This is a genomic window from Pseudomonas sp. SWRI111, from assembly GCF_014268555.1.
GTDB classification, from domain to species: Bacteria; Pseudomonadota; Gammaproteobacteria; order Pseudomonadales; family Pseudomonadaceae; genus Aquipseudomonas; species Aquipseudomonas hamedanensis.
Genome location: NZ_JABWQQ010000008.1, coordinates 20,261 through 40,789 on the forward strand (window position 1 = coordinate 20,261; position 20,529 = coordinate 40,789).

At 61.1% G+C, this 20,529-nt stretch carries 21 protein-coding genes; 12 read left to right on the plus strand and 9 right to left on the minus strand.

Going from position 1 to position 20,529, the window contains the following annotated elements; translation table 11 throughout:
• Nucleotide 1: 1 nt before the first annotated feature.
• Nucleotides 2-265, plus strand: a complete 264-nt coding sequence (locus tag HU755_RS11650) for a hypothetical protein (protein ID WP_186632657.1) — start codon at nt 2-4, stop codon at nt 263-265.
• A complete protein-coding gene (locus HU755_RS11655) occupies nt 262-999 on the plus strand; it encodes a Fic family protein (protein WP_186547899.1) in 738 nt (245 codons plus the stop codon). Before HU755_RS11650 ends, HU755_RS11655 begins: the two co-directional genes overlap by 4 nt.
• 50 nt (nt 1,000-1,049) lie before the next feature.
• On the opposite strand, the gene ycaC is transcribed toward HU755_RS11655, so the two are convergent.
• Entirely contained in the window at nt 1,050-1,679 is a 630-nt protein-coding gene (gene ycaC, locus HU755_RS11660) for an isochorismate family cysteine hydrolase YcaC (RefSeq protein WP_016774235.1), read from the minus strand.
• A 646-nt stretch (nt 1,680-2,325) separates the two neighbouring features.
• Between ycaC and HU755_RS11665 the strand changes: the two genes are divergently transcribed.
• From HU755_RS11665 to HU755_RS11690, 6 genes are all read left to right on the plus strand, one after another.
• On the plus strand, nt 2,326-2,535 hold the full coding sequence (locus tag HU755_RS11665) for a 4-oxalocrotonate tautomerase family protein (RefSeq protein ID WP_186632660.1): 210 nt from the start codon (nt 2,326-2,328) through the stop codon (nt 2,533-2,535).
• A 26-nt stretch (nt 2,536-2,561) separates the two neighbouring features.
• Nucleotides 2,562-3,272 (plus strand): SDR family NAD(P)-dependent oxidoreductase, encoded by a 711-nt coding sequence (locus tag HU755_RS11670; protein ID WP_186547904.1) that lies wholly within the window; start codon nt 2,562-2,564, stop codon nt 3,270-3,272.
• Between the two features lie 94 nt (nt 3,273-3,366).
• Nucleotides 3,367-4,296: a LysR family transcriptional regulator gene (locus HU755_RS11675; RefSeq protein WP_186632663.1), complete on the plus strand. Its 930-nt coding sequence runs from the start codon at nt 3,367-3,369 to the stop codon at nt 4,294-4,296.
• 90 nt (nt 4,297-4,386) lie between these two features.
• Nucleotides 4,387-4,893 (plus strand): sigma-70 family RNA polymerase sigma factor, encoded by a 507-nt coding sequence (locus tag HU755_RS11680; RefSeq protein WP_186547908.1) that lies wholly within the window; start codon nt 4,387-4,389, stop codon nt 4,891-4,893.
• Nucleotides 4,890-5,858, plus strand: coding sequence for a FecR domain-containing protein (locus tag HU755_RS11685; protein WP_186632666.1), 969 nt, complete (start codon nt 4,890-4,892; stop codon nt 5,856-5,858). The genes HU755_RS11680 and HU755_RS11685 overlap by 4 nt, the downstream gene beginning before the upstream one ends.
• 100 nt (nt 5,859-5,958) lie before the next feature.
• The gene (locus tag HU755_RS11690) at nt 5,959-8,394 is read left to right on the plus strand and encodes a TonB-dependent siderophore receptor (protein WP_186632669.1); all 2,436 of its coding nucleotides are present in this window, start codon (nt 5,959-5,961) and stop codon (nt 8,392-8,394) included.
• A gap of 24 nt (nt 8,395-8,418) precedes the next feature.
• Here HU755_RS11690 and HU755_RS11695 read toward each other — a convergent pair whose 3' ends face one another.
• Nucleotides 8,419-9,336 carry an AraC family transcriptional regulator gene (locus HU755_RS11695; RefSeq protein ID WP_186547914.1) on the minus strand — a complete coding sequence of 306 codons (918 nt, stop codon included), beginning with the start codon at nt 9,334-9,336 and terminating at the stop codon, nt 8,419-8,421.
• A gap of 160 nt (nt 9,337-9,496) precedes the next feature.
• A complete protein-coding gene (locus tag HU755_RS11700; RefSeq protein WP_186547916.1) occupies nt 9,497-10,261 on the minus strand; it encodes an SDR family NAD(P)-dependent oxidoreductase in 765 nt (254 codons plus the stop codon).
• A gap of 259 nt (nt 10,262-10,520) precedes the next feature.
• On the opposite strand from HU755_RS11700, the gene HU755_RS11705 reads away from it, so the two are divergent.
• Nucleotides 10,521-11,402 (plus strand): helix-turn-helix domain-containing protein, encoded by an 882-nt coding sequence (locus tag HU755_RS11705; protein ID WP_186632994.1) that lies wholly within the window; start codon nt 10,521-10,523, stop codon nt 11,400-11,402.
• Between the two features lie 115 nt (nt 11,403-11,517).
• The gene (locus tag HU755_RS11710; RefSeq protein ID WP_186632672.1) at nt 11,518-12,255 is read left to right on the plus strand and encodes an SDR family oxidoreductase; all 738 of its coding nucleotides are present in this window, start codon (nt 11,518-11,520) and stop codon (nt 12,253-12,255) included.
• Between the two features lie 684 nt (nt 12,256-12,939).
• Here the strand turns inward: HU755_RS11710 and HU755_RS11715 are convergent.
• Nucleotides 12,940-13,635, minus strand: coding sequence for a B3/4 domain-containing protein (locus tag HU755_RS11715; protein ID WP_186632675.1), 696 nt, complete (start codon nt 13,633-13,635; stop codon nt 12,940-12,942).
• 46 nt (nt 13,636-13,681) lie between these two features.
• Between HU755_RS11715 and HU755_RS11720 the strand changes: the two genes are divergently transcribed.
• Nucleotides 13,682-14,308 (plus strand): helix-turn-helix domain-containing protein, encoded by a 627-nt coding sequence (locus HU755_RS11720; protein WP_186632678.1) that lies wholly within the window; start codon nt 13,682-13,684, stop codon nt 14,306-14,308.
• Between the two features lie 150 nt (nt 14,309-14,458).
• Here the strand turns inward: HU755_RS11720 and HU755_RS27685 are convergent, their stop codons facing one another.
• From HU755_RS27685 to HU755_RS11735, 4 genes are all read right to left on the minus strand, one after another.
• On the minus strand, nt 14,459-14,587 hold the full coding sequence (locus HU755_RS27685; protein ID WP_264082156.1) for a hypothetical protein: 129 nt from the start codon (nt 14,585-14,587) through the stop codon (nt 14,459-14,461).
• A gap of 190 nt (nt 14,588-14,777) precedes the next feature.
• Nucleotides 14,778-15,704 (minus strand): Gfo/Idh/MocA family protein, encoded by a 927-nt coding sequence (locus tag HU755_RS11725; RefSeq protein ID WP_186632681.1) that lies wholly within the window; start codon nt 15,702-15,704, stop codon nt 14,778-14,780.
• 172 nt (nt 15,705-15,876) lie between these two features.
• Nucleotides 15,877-16,911 (minus strand): M42 family peptidase, encoded by a 1,035-nt coding sequence (locus HU755_RS11730; protein ID WP_238349984.1) that lies wholly within the window; start codon nt 16,909-16,911, stop codon nt 15,877-15,879.
• A 161-nt stretch (nt 16,912-17,072) separates the two neighbouring features.
• Nucleotides 17,073-18,671 carry a histidine kinase famiy protein gene (locus HU755_RS11735; protein WP_186632687.1) on the minus strand — a complete coding sequence of 533 codons (1,599 nt, stop codon included), beginning with the start codon at nt 18,669-18,671 and terminating at the stop codon, nt 17,073-17,075.
• A 242-nt stretch (nt 18,672-18,913) separates the two neighbouring features.
• Between HU755_RS11735 and HU755_RS11740 the strand changes: the two genes are divergently transcribed.
• A complete protein-coding gene (locus HU755_RS11740; RefSeq protein ID WP_186632690.1) occupies nt 18,914-19,900 on the plus strand; it encodes a ribonuclease Z in 987 nt (328 codons plus the stop codon).
• A 49-nt stretch (nt 19,901-19,949) separates the two neighbouring features.
• On the opposite strand, the gene HU755_RS11745 is transcribed toward HU755_RS11740, so the two are convergent.
• Nucleotides 19,950-20,459 (minus strand): ferritin-like domain-containing protein, encoded by a 510-nt coding sequence (locus HU755_RS11745; RefSeq protein WP_186547933.1) that lies wholly within the window; start codon nt 20,457-20,459, stop codon nt 19,950-19,952.
• Between the last annotated feature and the right edge of the window lie 70 nt (nt 20,460-20,529).

Consider the following 20,529-nt stretch of genomic DNA (forward strand, 5'->3'; position numbering starts at 1 on the left):
AATGGCCGAATCAACCACTGACAGCGTTGCGAGCGAAGTTCGCAAGCTTGCAAAAAAGCACAAGGTCGGCGCCGAGCGTGACGGACTGAGTCGTATGGCATTGACCATTACGCGGCTAGCCGGCGATGCGGTAGAACTCGACAGTGTCGAGCAACTGCTCGTCAATCTGAAAAGAAAGGGTGTATTGAACAAGGCAGAAATCATGACCCTGCAGGGACGTTACCTTCAAGAAAAGAGGCGTTCGAAAGAGCAACTTCGCGCATGACGTTCGACCCCTTCGGCGATTTCGCAACTGAGGGTTACCTTCGCAACTCGCTTCAGTTGAAAGACCCTGTTGAAGTCAAGGAATCGGAACATCTGGCTTTCGAGGCCAGTATCGAAGAAGTCCTTGCGTATCTGGCAAAAAAAAGACCTATTGACTACAAAGCGGTACTTAAAACCCACGAGATCCTTTTTTCCGGCTTCTACCCTTGGGCAGGCAAAGACAGGAATGTACTGGTTCCCCATTTGGCGGTTTTCAAAGGATCGCAAGACGATCCGCATCACACGCCCTTCGAACGACCTGAACTGATTAAAAGGTCTATCGAGTATGCGCTTGAGCTCGCCGCGAACAAAAAACGCTTTCGAGACCGACCTGGCGAGGTGATGGGCCAATTGGCTTCTGCTCATCCGTTTCTGGATGGAAACGGACGGACGATTCTGCTCGTTTACATGGAACTGTGCTATCGAGGCAAGTTTGCCATCGATTGGTCGAAGACCAACAAAGATGCTTATTTACGGGCGCTCAGCGACGAAATCCGCGATCCCTTCAGAGGCCATTTGGATAGTTATTTGAAGCCTTATGTCGTAGACATCTCCAGCCGTGAGGATTGGCCTGAAGTCATTGGCGGTATTAAGGGGCTGGACGGCTTGGATAAGGAAGGGATCATTTACGCCAACCTCGACAATCCCGAAATCCAGCGGTTGTATAAAACCTACAGAACGCAGCCAATCGAGTGAAAACGCAAAAAGCCTGCTGTTAAAAGCAAGCTTTTGCGTTGCTGGTGAAGTTACTTCTGCTGCGTCAGCGCCGAGTAGCTGTTCATCAGGTTGCGATAGTTGGGGATCCGCTGCGACAGCAGGTTGCCCAGCCCTTCGATGTCGTTGCGCCAGTCGCGGTGCAGCTCACAGGCCACCGAGAACCAATTCATCATCTGTGCACCGGCCTGAGTCATACGGCTCCACGCGGCTTGCTGCACGGTGGTGTTGAAGGTGCCGGAGGCATCGGTGACCACGAACACATCAAAGCCTTCCGCCAGCGCCGACAGGGTCGGGAACGCTACACACACATCCGTCACGACACCGGCAATGATGATTTGCTTGCGACCGGTAGCCTTGATCGCCTTGACGAAATCTTCGTTGTCCCAAGCGTTGATCTGACCAGGGCGAGCGATGTACGGCGCGTCCGGGAACATCTCTTTCAACTCTGGCACCAGCGGGCCATTCGGGCCTTGTTCGAAGCTGGTGGTGAGGATGGTCGGCAGGTCGAAGAACTTCGCCAGGTCGGCCAGCGCCAGCACGTTGTTCTTGAACTCGTTCGGCGAGAAGTCCTGCACCAGCGAGATCAGACCGGTCTGGTGGTCAACCAGCAGCACGATTGCGTCGTCTTTGTTCAGGCGGTTGTAGGTTGGAGTGGTCATGGTGTGCATCCCTTTTTGATTGTCTGAAGTTGTTGTTGCGTTCAAGTTGGGTACAGATTACTGACGCACAGCAAAGGGATAAATCGGCTGAAAAGCGTTACACCGTCCACTCAAACAGGACAATCGAAAATTGCCTCTTGTAGGAGTGAGCCTGCGCGCGAAGGCGGAGTGTCAGACGACACTGATGCTGGATGTGCCGGCCCTTTCGCGAGCAGGCTCGCTCCCACAGTGGATCTGCACTGAATGGCAGATGTGTGAATGAATGCAAAACCCTGTGGGAGCGGGCTTGCCCGCGAAGGCGGAGTGTCAGGCGACATCGATGTTGGATGTGCCGGCCCTTTCGCGAGCAAGCCCTCTCCCACAGTGGATCTGCGCTGAGACGCAGATATGCGAGTGAATGCAAAACCCTGTGGGAGCGGGCTTGCCCGCGAAGGCGGAGTGTCAGGCGACATCGATGTTGGATGTGCCGGCCCTTTCGCGAGCAAGCTCACTCCTACAAAGGCAGGCTTGGGGGTGCAGCCCATTAGATACACCACAGTACAAATGATGTACCTCCGCCCCCATTTATCAACTCCTCGCAACTTCCTAAAGTTCACTCCAACAGCCACCCGCCATCCCGACGGGTCAGCGATTGGAGCGACTTCCCATGCCTTTCATCAACGTACGCATCACCCGCGACGGCGTCACCGCCGAACAGAAAGCCCAGGTGATCAAGGAATTCACCGAGACCCTGGAGCGCGTGCTCAACAAGGACCCGAAGCTCACGCACATCGTCATCGACGAAGTGGACACCGATAACTGGGGTTATGCCGGCATGACCACCACGCAATACCGCAAAAACTTGGCCGGCCTTTAACCCTTTATATCCTTGAGGAAACCATCATGAGCACATCCAAAAAAGTTGTTGTCATCACCGGCGCCTCGCAAGGCATTGGTGCAGGTCTGGTTGCAGCATTTCGCGCTCTCGGCCATCAAGTGGTCGCAACCTCGCGTTCGATCAAAGAATCGAGTGACCCGGACGTTCTGACCGTCGCCGGTGACATCGCCGATCCCCAAACCGCCGAGCGGGTGATTCGCGCCGCCGTGGCCCGCTTCGGTCGCGTCGATACGCTGATCAACAATGCCGGGATTTTTCTGGCCAAGCCATTTACCGCCTACAGCCAAGCGGACTATGCACAGGTCGTGGCAATCAACATGAGCGGCTTTTTCTACATCTCGCAATTGGCCGTCGGCGAGATGGAAAAGCACGGCAGCGGCCACATCGTCAGCGTGACCACCAGCCTGGTCGACCATGCAATTGATGGCGTGCCGTCGGTACTCGCCTCGCTGACCAAGGGCGGCATCAACGCGGCGACCAAATCCCTGGCCATCGAGTACGCCAAGCGCGGTATTCGGGTCAACGCGGTGTCACCGGGCATCATCAAAACGCCGATGCATGCCGAGGAAACCCATCAGGCGCTGGGCAGCCTGCACCCGGTCGGGCACATGGGTGAAATCGACGATATCGTGCAAGCGATTCTCTATCTGGATAGCGCGAATTTCGTCACTGGCGAGATCCTCCACGTCGATGGCGGCCAGAGCGCCGGTCATTGATCAAAACCCTGCCATACCGCCGGTGTGTACCGGCGGTATCGTTCGTTGTGGTACACAGAGGATGAACGTCCGTCGATCCTTGGTGCGAGCCGCAATGAAACGCCATTTTGAAGACTTGCAGTTAGGCAGTATCGAACTGTTTTGCCTGGCCGCCGAAGCTGGCAGCTTCACCGCCGCTGCGCAACTGGCCGGGGTCACGCCTGCGGCGGTGAGTCGGTCGATCTTGCGTCTGGAGCAACGCCTGGGTTCGCGATTGTTTGCCCGAACCACCCGCAGCATTCGCTTGACCGACGCCGGCCGCACCTTCTTCGAGCAATGCAGCCAAGCCCTGACCCAACTGGTCGAAGCCCAGCAGGAAGTCATGGGCGCACAAACCTCGCCGTCAGGGCGATTGCGCATCAGCCTGCCGACCACTTACGGCCATCACCGCATCCTGCCGCTGCTGCCGACATTTCGTGCGTTGTACCCAGAGGTCACGGTCGACGTGCACTTGGGCAATCGCAATATCGACTTCGTCGAAGAAGGCTATGACCTGGCGATCCGCGTCCGCGCACAACCAGACTCGACCCTGATCGCGCGGCTACTGGAAGACGCCAGCCTGGTGGTGGTCGCCTCCCCCGGGTATTTGCAAAAGGCCGGCACCCCGCAGACCCTCGACGAGCTCATCGCGCATGAGTGCATCCAGTTCGAATTGCCCAGCAGTGGCCGGCGGATTTCCTGGCTGTTTCAGGAAAACGGTCGGGATCGTGAAGTGGTTTCGGACGGTGGTTATTCCTGCTCCGACGATGTGCTCGGCGGCGTCACCCTGGCCAAACACGGCGCTGGGCTTTTTCAAACTTACCGGTTTATCGTCGAGCAGGAACTGGCCGATGGTCGGCTGGTTGAAGTGCTGCAGCCGTACGCCGGGCGTTCGCGGCCGTATACCTTGCTCTACCCGCACGGCCGCTATGTGCCGCAGCGGGTGCGGGCGTTTGTCGATTTTCTGTTGGGATTTCGCGACGAATGGGCGGGACGCCGAGGATAACGACCCGTCCGGCGACAGACTGATTGCGCCGTTGCGTGGCTCCCCGGTAGTATTGAGACGGATTCTCACTAACATCTGGAAAGCCCGCCAGTGCCATCTTCTCCGTCCAGCAAGCTGGGTTTCTTCTTCAGCGATCATCATCGCTGGTTGCTTCAGCACATCAACCGGCATCTGGGCAATCGTGCCGACGCCGAGGACACCGCCGCCGATACCTTTTGCCAATTGCTGGCCGCGCGGGTCGATCCCGACACCATTGCGCAACCGCGCGCTTACCTGTCGACCATCGCGCGCCGGTTGATCTTCGATCGTCACCGGCGGCGCAAACTGCAACTGGCTTACCTCGAGCGCCTGTCCGCCCTGCCCGAGGCACTCGCGCCCTCCCCGGAAGAACAACTGCAACTGATGGAAGCACTGGTCGCCATCGACCGCGCGCTCGACGGATTGCCGAGGTTGGTCAAAGCAACGTTCCTCTATAGCCAACTGGACGGTATGAGTTACGTCGCGATTGCGCAGAAACTCGGACTGTCGGAGCGTACCGTCAGCCGCTATATGAAACAGGCCCTGCGCCAGTGCTACCTGAGCGACGTGCAACCATGAGCAAGCCGCGCCTGGACCCGGTGATTGAGCAAGCCCTGGACTGGATGGTCAAGCTCAACGCCGGCACACCGGATGCCGCGCTACAGGCACGCTTCGACGCCTGGCTGGCACTGAACGAGGCTCACGGCCAGGCCTGGAAAAACCTGCAGGAGCGGCTTGGCCCATCATTAAGCACCGTGCGCGCGCTGGATCGGCGCTTGCCTGGACAGGCCAGCGAAGCCCGACACGTCTTATTGCAACCGCACACTTCGCGGCGCGACGTCTTGCGCGTGTTCGCCGGGCTGGGTTTGGCCGGCGGCGGTCTGTGGCTCGGTGCCCGCAGTCGATTCGGCGAGTCGCTGCTCGCTGACTTGCACACCGGACGCGGCCAGCGTCAGACCTTCGATCTGGCAGACGGCAGTCACCTGAGCCTGAACGCTCAAAGTGCTGTGGACCTGCGTTTCGACGACAGACAGCGACTGGTCATTTTGCGCCATGGCGAACTGGTGATCGATGTCGCACCCGATCCGCAAAGGCCGCTGATCGTGCGCACCGCCCAAGGCGAAATGCGCGCACTGGGCACGCGCTTTCTGGTTGCGCAGGAGGCCGACGCCAGTCGCTTGGTGGTCTTGCAGCATTCGGTCCAGGCGCGGCTCTTCGACGGCACCACGCAGGTAGTCAAAGAGGGCCAGGCAGCGCTGCTCTACCCCGGCAGTCTCAAACTGGCGGGCGATGATCAGCGCAACCGTGTCGAATGGTTGAACGGGCGATTGAGTGTGCTGGACGAATCCCTCGAGCAGGTGGTCGATGCCTTGCGCCCCTACCGTCGCGGTCTCGTGCGTGTGGCACCGGAGATTCGCGGGTTACGCGTACAAGGTGTGTTCCCGCTGGACGACGCCGACCGGTCGTTTGTCGCCTTGACCGAAACCCTGCCGATTCGTGTCGATCACTACGGGCCCTGGCTGACGTTGATCAGCAAAAAGTGACCGGAAATAACGTTTTGATGAAAATCATTCCTGTTCGTGTCCGGTTTTCATTTCTCATCGCACCTATCTCCTGACACTTCCACATAATCAGGAGATTGTTGTGCTCAACACGTGGCCCCGTTCCCTCTGCGTATCCGTCGCCCTCGCTGCTCTAGTGAGCCCTGTACAGGCCCAGGAGCTGAGTTTCAACCTGCCGGCCGGCCCGCTCGCGCGCACGCTCAATGCGATTGCCGCCCAGAGCGGGCAGATCATTTCGCTGGAGCCTGTGCTGGTACAAGGCAAGCAAGCGCCCGCGGTGATTGGCCGGATGCCGGCGCAGCAGGCGCTGGAACAGGCGCTGGCAGGTAGCGGCCTGCAACTGCGCATCACCGGGCACGGTAACTTCAGCGTCGAACCGGTGGCCGCCAGCGATGTGCTGCAATTGGGTGCGACGACTATCGTCGAACGCAGCTACGACGCCACCACCGAACACTCCGGCTCGTACGCCGCACGGGCCGTGACCCTCGGCAAAGGCACACACACGCTCAAGGAAATTCCGCAATCGGTCACGGTGATGACCCGCAAGCAAATGGACGATCAGGACCTCACCGATCTCAAAGACGCGGCCAACAAGACCACCGGCCTGGTCGGCGTTCAGGGTGTCGGCCAAGGCATGATCCTCACCTCGCGCGGCTTTCAGATCGATGACTGGCAATACGACGGCGTGCCGATCCCGCGCAACACTTATGCCTTGGGCAATTGGGCGACCCAGGACCTGATTTTTTTCGACCGCATGGAAGTGCTGCGCGGCGCCTCAGGCCTGTTGCAGGGCGCCGGCAGCCCGGGCGGCGCAATCAATCTGGTGCGCAAGCGCGGGCAAAACGCACCGACCGTGACCGTCACCGCCAAGGCCGGTTCGTGGGACCATTACGGCCTGCAACTGGATGCGGGCGGGCCGCTGAACCAGAGCGGCACGGTGCGCGGGCGTTTCGTCGCCGACGAAGACCAGAGCCAGTCGTTCATCGATTACGAATGGAGCAAAACCCATTCGCTCTACGGCGCGCTCGATATGGACCTGCGCGACGACACGACCCTTGGCCTGGCCGTCAGCCATTCCGATAACGAGTCCCGCCCGATGATCCGCGGCCTGCCCCGCTACAGCGACGGCAAGCCTGTGAACGTGCCACGCTCGACCTATACCGGCGCACGCTGGAACCATCAAGACATCGAGGTGACAACGCTGTATGCCGATCTGGAGCACCGATTCAACGACGACTGGACCTTCAAGACCGGCGCGGTGCACATGAGCGAAACCAACCAGGGCAGAAACCAGCGGCTGCAAACCAGCGGCAATGGCCTCAAGGCCGACGGCAGCGGCATTCAATACGCCGACTTCGTCACGGATTTCGACGCGAGCAAACTCGGTCTGGACATGAACCTCATCGGCCACTTCGAAGCGCTGTCCATGGCTCATGAAGTCATGATTGGCGGCAACTACGCCAAATACACCTCCGACGATAAATTCGCCCGAACCTTCAATAACAGCGCCACTGACACGATCTTCGACATTAACCACGACCGCCCGTCCATCAGCTATGAAGGCTTGCTCAATACCCCGGGCGGCCGCGCCACGCCGAGCCAGTACGAGATCAGGCAAAAAGGCCTGTATGGCAGCTGGCGAGTCAAACCGATCGAGCCATTGACGCTGGTTCTCGGGTCACGGGTCAGCGGATATGACTTCAGCTATCAGTCGGCAACCCGGATGGCATTCAGCAATGTCGTCACCCCCGCCCCTGACAGTACCGCCAAGGAAACCGGCGTGGTTACGCCCTACGCCGGCATCGTCTACGACTTGAGTCGCGAATGGGCGGTATATGCCAGCTACACCGATGTGTTCGAACCGCAGACCAATCGCGATGCAGGTGGCCAGACGCTCAAACCGGTGGTCGGCAGCAACTACGAAGTGGGTCTCAAAGGCGAATTGCTTGATGGCCGCGTCAACACCTCGCTGGCGTTGTTCCGTTACGACCAGGAAAACCGTGCGGTCAACGACCTGGCCTCGGGTATGGCCTGCGACGGCTGGTATTGCTCCACCGCCGCCGGCAAGGTGCGCAGCCAGGGCATCGAAGCGGAAATCAGCGGCGAAGTGTTGACGGGCCTGCAACTGTTCGCCGGCTACACCTACAACACCACCCAGTACCTTGACGACCCGGCCAACGAAGGCAAAGTCTTCAGCACCTGGACGCCCAAGCATATGTTGCGGGTATGGGGCGATTACCAATGGAGCGGTAACTGGGACCGTGTCAGCACAGGACTGGGTTTTACCACCCAGAGCCATACGCTCGGTTATGAACACACCTATGACGTTGCCGGCTACACGGTATGGAGTGCTCGTCTGGGCTACCAGTTGAGCGAAGAAATCGGCCTGGCACTGAACGCCAACAACCTGTTTGACAAGCGCTACTACACCGCCGCTTACAACCAGCTTAACGGCAACAACAACTTCGGCGATCCGCGCAATGTGATGTTTAGCGTGAAGTACACACCGACGTTCTGAATCCGCACCTCAACGTAGCGGTGGTCAACCGGTCTGGCGCAGGCGGCTGAGTTCCTTCGACGGCGGGCAACCGAACTGGCGGTTGTACTCGCGGCTGAACTGCGACGCACTTTCGTAGCCGACGCGGTAGCAGGCGCTGGACACGTCCAGCCCTTCGTTGATGATCAGCCGCCGCGCCTCCTGCAAACGCAACTGTTTTTGATACTGCAGCGGGCTCATGGCCGTCACGGCTTTGAAGCGATGGTGCAGCGCCGAGTTGCTCAGGCTGGCTACCTGCGCCAAGGCGTCGATGCGCAGCGGCTCGGTGAAGTGTTTATTCAGCCAGTCGATAGCCCGTGTGACACGATGGGTCTGTGAATCGCTGACGGCGATTTCATAGAGCAAGTGCCCATGCTGACCGCGCAGCAGGCGGTAATACAGCTCGCGCAACGCCATCGGCGCGAGCATGCCGATGTCGCGCGGGTTATCCAGCAGACGCACCAGACGCAGCATGGTGTCGAGCAGGGTTACATCGATCTTGTCGAGAAACATCCCGCGTCCGGTTTCCTGCGGGATGCCGGTCAGCGGCGATTCGGCAATCAGTTGCGTCAGTTGCGCCGGATCGAAATCCAGCCGTACGCAAAAGTACGGCGCCTCGGGCGAGGCTTCGATCACCCGGCCCGACACCGGCAACGTCACCGACACCACCAGATAATTCAGCGGGTCGTACAGAAAGCGTTCGTCACCCAGCCCGACTTCCTTGCGCCCCTGCACGATCAGGCACAGCGCCGGACGATGCACGACATGGATCAACTCGGACGGCCCATCGAGACGGATCACGTGCAGCGGCGCAATTGCGGTTTCGTAGGTGCCCGGCGCGTCGAAACGCTGGGTCAGCAGGCGCACCAGCTCGGCGCGATACACCGCCGTGTCGTGGAGGATGGAAGCGTCGTGGTTATCCATAAAAAGGGCCTCGAAAGCAGACGATGGTGGGTCAACTGCGGATGAAGATTAGCCAGTTTTACCAAGCGGCGGCTAGATCAAAGATGCTGCAGATTTGCCTGATTCTGCGTAAGAGCCTCGGAAGCGCGACTTCACGCTCCCAAGGCTTTTTGCGCGGCGATCAGCCCGCCGTCACCGTCATGCCACCATCGGCCATGACCACCGAGCCGACCATGAAACTGGCACGCTCGGAGGCGAGAAAAGTCACGATCTCGGCGATTTCCTCCGGTTGTGCGGCACGACCGATGGGCGCCGCCTCGCCGTGTTGCGCGAGGAATCCCGGGCCGTCCTCGACCACGTCATTGAGGATATTGGTCACCACATCGCCGACGCCGATGGCATTCACACGAATGCCGTGTTCGATGACTTCCAGCGCCAGCGTGCGGGTCAATTGCGCCAGCGCACCTTTCGAGGCGGTGTAGGCGGCAATGGTCGGGAACGCGAAGTACGAGGCATAGGAGGCGATATTGACGATGGCACCGGACTTGTTCGGGATCATCGCCTTGACCGCTTCGCGGCAGTGCAGGAAGGCTGCCGTGGCGTTGACCGCCTGGATTTTTTCCCAGTCCTCGCGGCTCATGTCGATCACCGCTTTGTTGATGATGATCCCGGCGTTGTTGACCAGAATATCCAGCCGCCCAAACTGCTCGACGGCCAGGCCCACCGCGCGTTCGGCGGCGCCATCTTCGGTAATGTCCGCCACCAGCGGTACCAGACCGGGACGGGCCAGTGCTTCGACGGCCGGGTTGCGGTCTTCAGCGATCACCTTGGCGCCGCGGGTGTGCAGCATCAGCGCAATCGCCTTGCCGATGCCACTGGCCGCGCCAGTGACCAGTGCAATTTTGCCGGCGACTTCTTGTGGCAGGGTGTGGTTGATATCAGTCATGGTTTTTTTCCTCGATAGCGAATCGGTGTGGCGCCGATACGGCGCTGTCGTCAACACGGCTTCACTGTCGCGCAATGCCCGGTGCCGGGCTTTTGGGTGCTTGCCGGGACTGTCGGAGTTTTGCGCTGGCGTTTGTTTTTCAACCGCCCTAACCTTCAAAAATCATCCGCGGCCGAAGCTTTTCATGGAGCGTCCTGTGCCCTCTGCCAGTCCTGCAGCGCCGACAGTCAGCCAACCCGCACGCATCGCTGCCGAAGCCATGCCGGCGCACTTGCCCGGTGTCGCGGAAACGACCACGCCCCGGCCGCAGATCAAGGATGCGGTGGTGCAGTTGTTCCGCCATCAGACTTTGCTTGAGCCGATCCGCGTGCCATGCGTGGCCGAACCGCTACTGGTTTTGGTATTGGCCGGCACCGCGCGGGTCGAGGAACGTTCATTGGGTGGCGAATGGCAGGCGAGCCGGGTCACGGCTGGCGATTTTTTCCTGACCAATACCCGCGAACCCTATGAAATGCGTTGGCAGACCGAAGGCTGCGAAGCCTTCGAAGTGATGCACCTTTACCTCGGTCTGGGCCTGATCGAACAAGCGGCCCGTGAAGCGTTCGGCGAGCAGGCCGGCGCGGTGACGTTTGTCGATGTGTCCGGCGCGCGTGACGAGCAGGTCAGTTTCATTCTCAATCAACTGCGCATTGAGCTGACCGAACAGCGCCAGCCCAGCGCACTGTTGGTGCACAGTCTGGCCCAGGCGTTGGCGATCCATCTGCTGCGTCATTATCTAGACCCGGACAGCAACCCCCGTCGCGACAACGCCCTGCCCGCCTACAAACTGCGCCGGGTGATCGAAGCCATGAACGTGAACCTGGCTGAGGATTTCAGCCTCAGTCATTTAGCCGGCATCGCCGAGCTGAGCGACTACCATTTCAGCCGCACCTTCAAACGCGCCACCGGTCTATCGCCCTCGCAGTACTTCATCCGCCTGCGCATGGGCCGCGCTCGGCATCTGTTGGTAGAGACTGCGCGCAGCGTGATCGACATTGGCCTGGAGGTCGGCTATTCCAGCCCCAGCCACTTCTCTCAAGTGTTCCGCCGCGAAGTCGGCGTTACCCCCAGCGTCTATCGCGACGCACCGCGCAGTGCCTGAAAGCGATGCAGCAGAATTGGGCAAATGCCGTGGAGGAATCGATTAATAAGGCATGAATCAGGCCGCTTAATCTTCTTTCAAGCCCACTCCCGGGCACACTGAAGAGGACGACATCATGCTGAACATTCAAGACAAAGTGATCGTGATTACCGGCGCCAGCAGCGGCATCGGCGAAGCCACCGCGCGCCTGCTCGCCAGCCGTGGCGCCAAAGTCGTGCTGGGCGCGCGGCGCACCGAGCGTCTGGCGGTCATTGCCGAAGGGATCAACAGCGCCGGTGGCCACGCGCAGTTCCGGGCGCTGGATGTCACCGATCAGCAGGATGTGCAGCGCTTTGTCGATTATGCCGTCGAGCACTACGGCCGCGTCGATGTGCTGGTCAACAACGCTGGCGTGATGCCCTTGTCGCGGCTGGACGCGCTGAAGGTCGATGAGTGGAACCGCATGATCGACGTCAACATCCGTGGCGTACTCCATGGCATCGCCGCCACCCTGCCGTTGATGCAGCGCCAGCGCGCCGGGCAGATCATCAACATCGCCTCGATCGGTGCCTATGCGGTCAGCCCCACCGCTGCGGTGTACTGCGCGACCAAGTACGCGGTCCGGGCCATTTCCGAAGGCTTGCGCCAGGAAGTCGGCGGCGATATCCGTGTGACCGTCATCGCCCCGGGCGTGACCGAATCGGAACTGGCCGACAGCATTTCCGACGAAAGCGGCCGCGCTGAAATGCAGTCCTTCCGCAAGATCGCCATCCCCGCCGAAGCCATCGCCCGCGCGATTGCCTACGCCGTCGAACAACCGGCGGACGTCGACGTCAGCGAACTGATCGTGCGCCCGACGGCTAGCCCTTACTGAGGCCGGGAGTCAATCTGTGGGAGCGGGCTTGCTCGCGAAAGCGGTGGGTCAGTCAATAAAGATGTTGAATATGCCGCCGCCTCCGCGGGCAAGCCCGCTCCCACAGGGGTTTTGTGGCACCACCAAATCATGGTCAACACGGACCATTGTGGGAGCGGGCTTGCTCGCGAAAGCGGTGGATCAGTCAGCAAAGATGTTGGATGTGCCGCCGCCTTCGCGGGCAAGCCCGCTCCTACAGGGATCCTGCTCCACAAACGAGATCACTGATTCACCCGGACCAGTGTGGGAGCGGGCTTGCTCGCGAAAGCGGAGGGTCAGTCAAAAAAGATGTTGGACGTGCCGCCGCCTTCGCGGGCAAGCCCGCTCCCACAGGGATCCTGCCCCACAAACGAGATCACTGATTAACCCGGACCAGTGTGGGAGCGGGCTTGCTCGCGAAAGCGGAGGGTCAGTCAAAAAAGATGTTGGATGTGCCGCCGCCTTCGCGGGCAAGCCCGCTCCCACAGGGGTTTTGTGGCACCACCAAATCAATGGTCAACACGGACCATTGTAGGAGTGAGCTTGCTCGCGAAAGCGGCGGATCAGTCAGCAAACATGTTGAATATGCCGCCGCCTTCGCGGGCAAGCCCGCACCCACAGGGAATCGCGTTGCTGCTGACGAAACGGGTTCGCACGCCGTTTGACCTAACGCGCCCCCGGCCCGATCAGCATGCTTTCGATTTCAGCGCCGGGCATCATCTGCTGCAACCCTTCGATGAGCTTGTCGCCGGCTTCGGTCAGCGCTTCCAGCGGCATGGCCGGCAGGCTTTCGAGGATGAACCACATCTGCTGCGCCTGCGCATCGAGGCGGGTTCGCACGCCCTGGCGCCAGTTCCAGCGCCGGCAGGTCACGCCCTGATCGTCGCGCCAGACCACTTCGCCAGCGTCCGGGAATTCATGCGCGGGCTGGCCTTCTTTCATCGTATCGAACGGCTCGCTGCCATCGGCGACGACCAGGCGCGGCGAGCCGACGTAAGTTTCAGCGTTCTCGCCACCCACGGGAATCGCGTACTCGAGGCTGATGGCGTTGTACAAATCGACCACCGGATCGATGCTCGGCAAGTTGCCGTCACGTAGCACACGCTTGCGCAGCGCTTCGGCCGAACAGGGTGTACGCTGCGGCTTGGCGCCGAACTGGCGGAACACATCGGCCCAGGCCTGCAAGTGCGCAGGCGCCCACGCCGGACCACCGGTGGCGACACTCTGGCAGGCTTTGGCCAGGGCTTCACCCGCCACATAAGCCTGAGTAATCGGCGCGGCCTGCACGACAATACTCAGCGCTCTGAACCCCGGCGCCAGTTGCGCAACAGCCGGATCGATTGACGGCACGACAGACAGCATCCCAGAATCCCCCTCATACCTGAATTTGCAAAGATGCTAGCGATCAATGACCAATAAAGTCAATATATCGACCGAGGCCGGCGCCGACGTCCAGACCGTCAGCGCCGCGGTTTCCCGTACGCTCAAACAGGCGCGCAAACAACAAAGCATCACGCTCGACGAACTGTCGCGGCGCTCCGGCGTGAGCAAAGGCATGGTGGTCGAGATCGAGAAAGGCTCGGCCAATCCGAGCATCGCGACCCTGTGCAAAATCGCGGCGGCGCTGGGGTTGTCCGTGGCGGACTTCGTCAACGTCGCCGATACGCCGGCAGCGCACCTGATCGACAGTCAGGATATTCCGACGCTGTGGACCGGTGAGCTGGGCGGATCGGCGCGACTGCTCGCCGGCACCAGCGGCCCGAACATGCTTGAGCTGTGGCGCTGGGAGCTGCTTCCCGGCGAGTCGTTCTCTTCAGCCGGGCATCCGCATGGCACCACAGAGCTTTTTCATGTCGAGAAAGGCACGCTGCATTTGAAGGTGGGCGATGCTGAACTGATTGTCGGACCTGGGTGTTCGGCGGTAGCGCGGACGGACGTGGCGCATGGGTATGCCAACCTCGGGCGGTCGAAACTGGTCTTCACGATGTCGGTGACAGAACTGCATCAGTATGCCAGGGAAAACCCTTCACCCTAGCCGCGGCCGGCGAACTGACCGCCCGCGCCCCCAGGTCCGTCGGCGCGGCGCATACCTGATCACCCGCCAAAATCCCTGTGGGAGTGAGCCTGCTCACGAAGAGACCGGCTCATTCACCGCAGTGGTAAGCCCAGTGTCCGCAGCGAGCGATCATTCAGGCTTTGGATGTTCGGTTGCCACAGAATTGGTCGCGTCTACATCCGCCATGTCTTCGTCGACGGGTGCCTCATCGTCAGGCGGCAGTGGCACGTCGCTGTTTTCATTTTCATCAGTGTCCATGTCGAAATCTCCGATCTGATTACGGTCTCGCGCGAGGAGCGCGAACGCCTCACTTGAATGGAGGCGCCTGCCGCGCCGGAGTTCGAATTCAATCAGTGCCCGGCGACGAATGCGCTCAAGCTTGCAGGGCCAGCGAACAGGTGTGGCCGGCGAAAGCGTTTACGCCCTCGCCGCCCTTTACCCAACCCTGTCAGTCGTAAAACGGCGCAACCGGCTCGCGGCTGCCGACAAAGAAACTGTCCGCCACCAGGCGCAACGGCTGCAGATCCAGATCGCTGGCCTTGTCGCCGATCAGTTGCTGGAAATGACGGTACACCGCCGCGTACTCGCCTTCTTCCGAGACGGTCTGACGCACCCCGTCGATGCTCAACAGCGCACCACCGTTGTCCAGGCGCAGGACGCCTTCAAGGCAACGAATCTCGATGCTCCAGAGTTCGTCGCGGCCGTGGTCGAAGTCGAACTCGGCCCGAACGTCCAGTTGTTGCGCGTCGGACATTTTGATCGACGCGGCAATCGGCGACTGGCAGTTGCTCGGCACGCGCAGTTCGGCAGCAGCGACGAACAGCGGCAGCGCCAGCAGGTGCGTGGCAATCGACAAGGCATTGATGCCCGGATCGAATACGCCCAGCCCACCGGGCTGCCAGATCCAGGCCTGGCCCGGGTGCCATTTGCGCACGTCTTCCTTCCAGTCGATCTGTACGCTTTGCAAGGTGCGCGTCGAGAGCCAGTCACGGGCAGCAGCGATGCCCGGCGCGTAACGCGAATGCCAGGCAAACAGGCCGCTGACACCTTGCTGCGCAACTTGATCGACCAAGGCCATGGCCTCCCCGAGAGTGGCGCAAGGTGGTTTTTCCACCAGCACGTGCTTGCCCGCCGCCAGCGCTTGCCGGACCAGCGCGAAGCGTCCTTGCGGTGGCGTGCAGAAGGCGATCGCATCGACTGCCGGGCCGTTGTCGAGCAATTCGCCCAGCGACTGGAAATTCTCCACCCCGGGGCAAGGCTGGCCTTGAGTGGCGACGGACACCAAGCGGAATGCCGGGTTGGCGAGAATGGCGGGGACGTGTTGATCCTGGGCAATCTTGCCGTAGCCGACCAGACCGAGACGAATCGGTTGCATCAGTGACTCCTGTTGTCTGTTTTGTTTTTGTCGATGACGCGAAAGATTACCTGCAAACGCGGGTCAATACTCGTTCCACTGCACGCTCTGCCACTTTGCTCTCGCTGGACTGCAGATCGGTTATCAGCGATACACGGACAACCAAAAGCGCAGAATCAGGCACCACGCCGCCCTAACCTGCCGCGTCGCTTTGCACCGAAGTCAGATATGCCACCAACGTCGCCGCGCAGGCCTCGATTGCGCCGTCCACCACCAGCTCGAAACCGTGGGTGTTTTCCGTCGGTATCGCCAGGCACCCGGCATGCGCGCTGATCCCGGCGCTCATGACTGCACTGGCGTCGGAGGCGAAATCCACCAGTAACGCGAACTGTGGCACGTAGCCGCAACGTCTGGCGGCATCGGCCAGCGCCATCACCACCTCTCGCGAGTAATAGCCCTTCTGATCGCCGGTATCGATGATCGGATCGACGCTCAGCTGCGTGCCGTACTCGCTCATGACCGGGCCCACTTCGACGGCAATCGTCGTGTCTCCCGGTAAATGCGCGGCGGCGTACATCGCGCCGGCGTTGCTCTCTTCTTCCAGGGTGGTGAACACAAAAAACGCATCGAACGGCAACGGCTCACGGCGCTGGCTCAATTGCGCGACGGCTTGCAGCATGGCGAGCACCGGCGCCCGGTCATCGAGAAAGTGCGCGGCAAGCGCATCACCGACACGAAACGGCACGCGCCAATGCTGGCTCAGGACCACCCGCGTGCCGGGGCGCACGCCCATCCGGTGCAAGGCCTGCGGATCGCTGCGGGTGATGACGTGCACGTCCTTCCATTGCACCGCGCCGCTCATGACATCCTGGCCTTGCGGCGAACCCGTGGTCGCGTGCATCGAGCCAAACGACAACACGCCCGCAAGCGTCTGGTTGTCACCGAGGATATCGACAGGACAGACACCGAAGTTCACCGGGTTCGCACCGCCGAGCGCAACCACGCGCAACGTGCCATCAGGCTCGACACGTTTGACCACCATGGCGATCTCGTCCATGTGCCCCATGATGCGCACCGCCTGCCGGGACTCCGGGTCGGGCTGATGGCCCTTGAGCAGGCCGATGACATTGCCGGCCGGATCGGTCCAGGTCTGGTCGCAATAGCGCATCAGGTGCGCCTGGCAGATCGCCCGCACCTCGTCTTCCTGGCCCCCGGGGCCGCGCGCCATCAGCAAGCGCTGCAACAACGCGTGGGTATCTTCGTGTTCCTCTGCACGGTGCGCGGCCCGTGCCGGGTCCGTCGGGGTCTGCGACATGCCTTGACTCCTTGCGTGATGCCTCGGGCCTGTCCCGAGCGCTCAGAAGTTAGGGCCGGATCAACGGCAAAAATTCAGCCGGGCTTGTTCGGAGCGTCGAGCACCGCGCGAATTTTTCGCGCCAGTTCACCGGGACGGTAGGGTTTGGCGATCAGCTCGAACTCCTCGCCGCCAACTTCGCTGCGCTCCAGCGAGTCTTGCGAATAGCCTGAGGTAAGCAGGATGCGCGTCGCGGGGTACAAGCGATCGATTTCACGGGCCAGGGCCGCGCCATTCATCGACCCGGGCATGACCAGATCGCTGAACACCAGATCGAAGCGCGTGGTTTGGAGCAGTGCCAGCGCCTCGGCGGCGTCGTGGACAATAACGCTGCGATAGCCGTAATCGGCAAGCATCACTTCGGCCAGCTCCGCAACCTCTTTGCGGTCCTCGACAATCAGGATGCGCTCGGTGCCGCTCAGCCTTGCGCCGTCGAGCATCTGATCTTCGACCCAGACCTGACTGTCATCGGCAGGGAAATACAACCGCACCGCCGTGCCCACGCCCGGCGTCGACTCAATGCGCGCGACCCCGCCGGATTGCTTGGCGAAACCATAGACCATCGACAGGCCGAGGCCACGACCGCTGCCTTCTTCCTTGGTGGTAAAGAACGGCGTCATCACCTTGTCGAGATCCTCGTGCGGGATCCCGACGCCGTTATCAATCACTGCGATGCTGACGTAGCGCCCCGGGGCGAGGCCTGGATTTTGCTCGTCGTACACTGGCGTCGACACCGTGACGTTGCGGGTCTGCACCGTGATCAATGGCTGGCTGTGGCCGTGCAACGAGTCCTGCGCATTCGACAGCAAATGGTTCAACGCCATCTCGGTCTGGGCCGGGTCGAGGCGGCAGTTCCACAGGTCGCCGGCAAAGTCGAAACGCGGCTCCAGTTCGGGCGCGTCCAGGCCGGCAACGGTTGCTCGTTCGAGCAAGGCATTGAGGTTGATTACCCGGCCTTCGAGTCGTTGCCGGCGCGAAAACGCCAGCAGGTGTTGCGTCAGCAGCCGGGCCTTTTCAGCGGCGGCGCGTGCGTGGCCGGCGCCCATGACAATGCGTTGCGGGTCGGCGCTCGGGCGTTTGGCGGTGTGCTGGATCAAGTCGATGTAGCCGATCATGACCTGCAGCAAGTTGTTGAAGTCGTGGGCGATGCCGCCCGTCAGTTGCCCCAGCGCTTCCATGCTCTGCACGTAGCGCAAGCCGTTCTCGGCATCGCGGCGGCGGCTGACGTCCAGTTGCGACGCGAAGAAATACACCAGTTTGCCGTGTTCGTTGAATATCGGCGTTATGAACAATTCGTTCCAGAACGTCGAGCCATCCTTGCGGTAGTTGAGCACTTCGACGCAGATTTCATGCTGGTTTTCCAGGGCTTCCCGGACCCGCTGCAACACCGCCCTGTCGGTTTGCTCACCCTGCAGAAAGCGACAATTGCGCCCCACCACCTCGTCCTGGGCGAAGCCCGTCAGCTCGGCGAACGCCTCGTTGGCAAACACGATGGGGTTATCCGGTTGCCCGGGATCGGTGACAATCATGGCCGTGCGGCTGACTTGCACTGCCGCGAAGAACAGGCCTTTTCTGTTGTGCGAAAGACTGGCCACATCGGCACTGTTCAGAACCGGCTTTGGCTGTTTGCGCAAGGCAATCTCCTTGTATATCGCTCACGTGTCGTTGTGACCGCAAGCGGCGGCCGGAGTGCCGCTTGCGGGCGTTACAGGCGAAACCGCTGGTCGCCCCGCGACCTGCATCGTCGTCGGATAATGGATGTTGTGTTGATCCGAACAGGCGCCCGGGTTGTCGAACGGCAGACAGACGCTTGCAGAAACACCGCCACGCCGCTGTTGGCGCAAGCATCACCCGCATCCCTTCATGGAGAACCCACGTGGACTTGTTGTTTCTTGGCACCTCTGCCGGCGTTCCGACACGCCAGCGCAACGTCAGCGCCACCGCCCTGCTCGAAGCCGCGGGCAGGGGCTGGTACCTGATCGATTGCGGGGAAGGCACCCAGCATCAAGTGCTGCGCACGCCGTTATCGCTGAGCGAGTTGCGCGCCGTTTTCATTACCCATGTGCATGCTGATCACTGCCTCGGTCTACCGGGCTTGCTGGCCAGCGCCGGCATGTCCGGGCGTACCCGGCCGCTGGACGTGATCCTGCCGACCGCGCTGCACCCGTGGCTGCGGCTGAGCCTCGCCGTCACCCACTCGCACCTGCCGTTCGACATCCACCTGCACGCCGTCGAGACCCTCGGCGACTGGCGCCATCGCAACGTGCAGGTGACCACCGTCGAGCTGTCCCATCGTGTGCCGTGCCACGGGTATGTCTTCACCGAAACTGATCCCGAGCCACGTCTGGATGTACAGCGGCTGGCCGCCGAAGGGATCGAGCGCGGGCCGCTCTGGGGCCAACTGGCCCATGGTCAGGATGTCGAATACGCCGGGCGCTGGTTGCGCGCGCAACACTATTTGCTCAGTGCGCGGCCGGCGCGACGGATCATTGTCTGCGGTGATAACGACCAGCCGGAACGCCTTGCCGAAGTGGCCGTGGGCGCCGATGTGCTGGTGCACGAAGCGACGTTCGTGCAAGCGGCCATCGACCGCACCCGCGCCAGCTATGGGCACAGCAGCGCCGCCGCGATTGCCGGCTTCGCCGAAACCGTGGGCGTGCGTAATCTGGTGTTGACGCATTTCAGTGCGCGCTACCAGGCCAATCCGGCGTTGAGTCCGTCGATTGAAGACGTTCGTCAGGAAGCGGCGGCCCACTATCACGGCCGCTTGATTCTCGCCCGCGATTTGCAGCGCTATCACCTGGACCGTTGTGGCGATTTACAACCGGAGGTTATCGAGCGGCAACCGCGCGACAGCCGTTGAGAAAGGGGGCGGCGTCCGTCCCGGGAGGAACGGACGCCAGGGTACAACGTTACTTCTTGGCTTCCTTGTCGGGATCGGCCGAGCGTTGCAGGAACGCTTCGGTGAGTTGCGGCAGATGATCGAGCAACCACTGCGCCATGGCGACTTCCTGCGGCAGAATCGTCTCGCAGGCCTTTTGCGTCTGGGTATCGCCCGCCGCTTGCGCCGCGGCGATCAGCACGGTGTAGCTGGCGATTTCCATGTTCTCGAAAACGTATCCGGCCATGGCGCCCTTGATCACTTCATCGCTCATCAAGGTGCCGCCGACTGCCTGACCGAAGGCCATGAGTTTGCCGCCCAGGTCCTTCATGGTCGACGCCTCGCCGCCCAGACGTTGCAGGCATTCGTCGATCAGTTTCTGCTGGCCCAGGGTTTCCTCGATGTGCTGGTCGATGCGCGCCTTGAGCTGCGGATAATGTTCCAGGCGCTTGGATTGCGCCTTGAGCATCTGCTCGGCCTGTTGCTCCATGGCGTGGGCGTCACGCAACCAGTCGAGCAGGTTTTCCTGTGGAGTAGCCATTATCGAATCCTCTTCTTGATGAGTTCACAGTGATCGGCCAGGGCGCCCGCTGGTGCCGACGCGCCCGGCA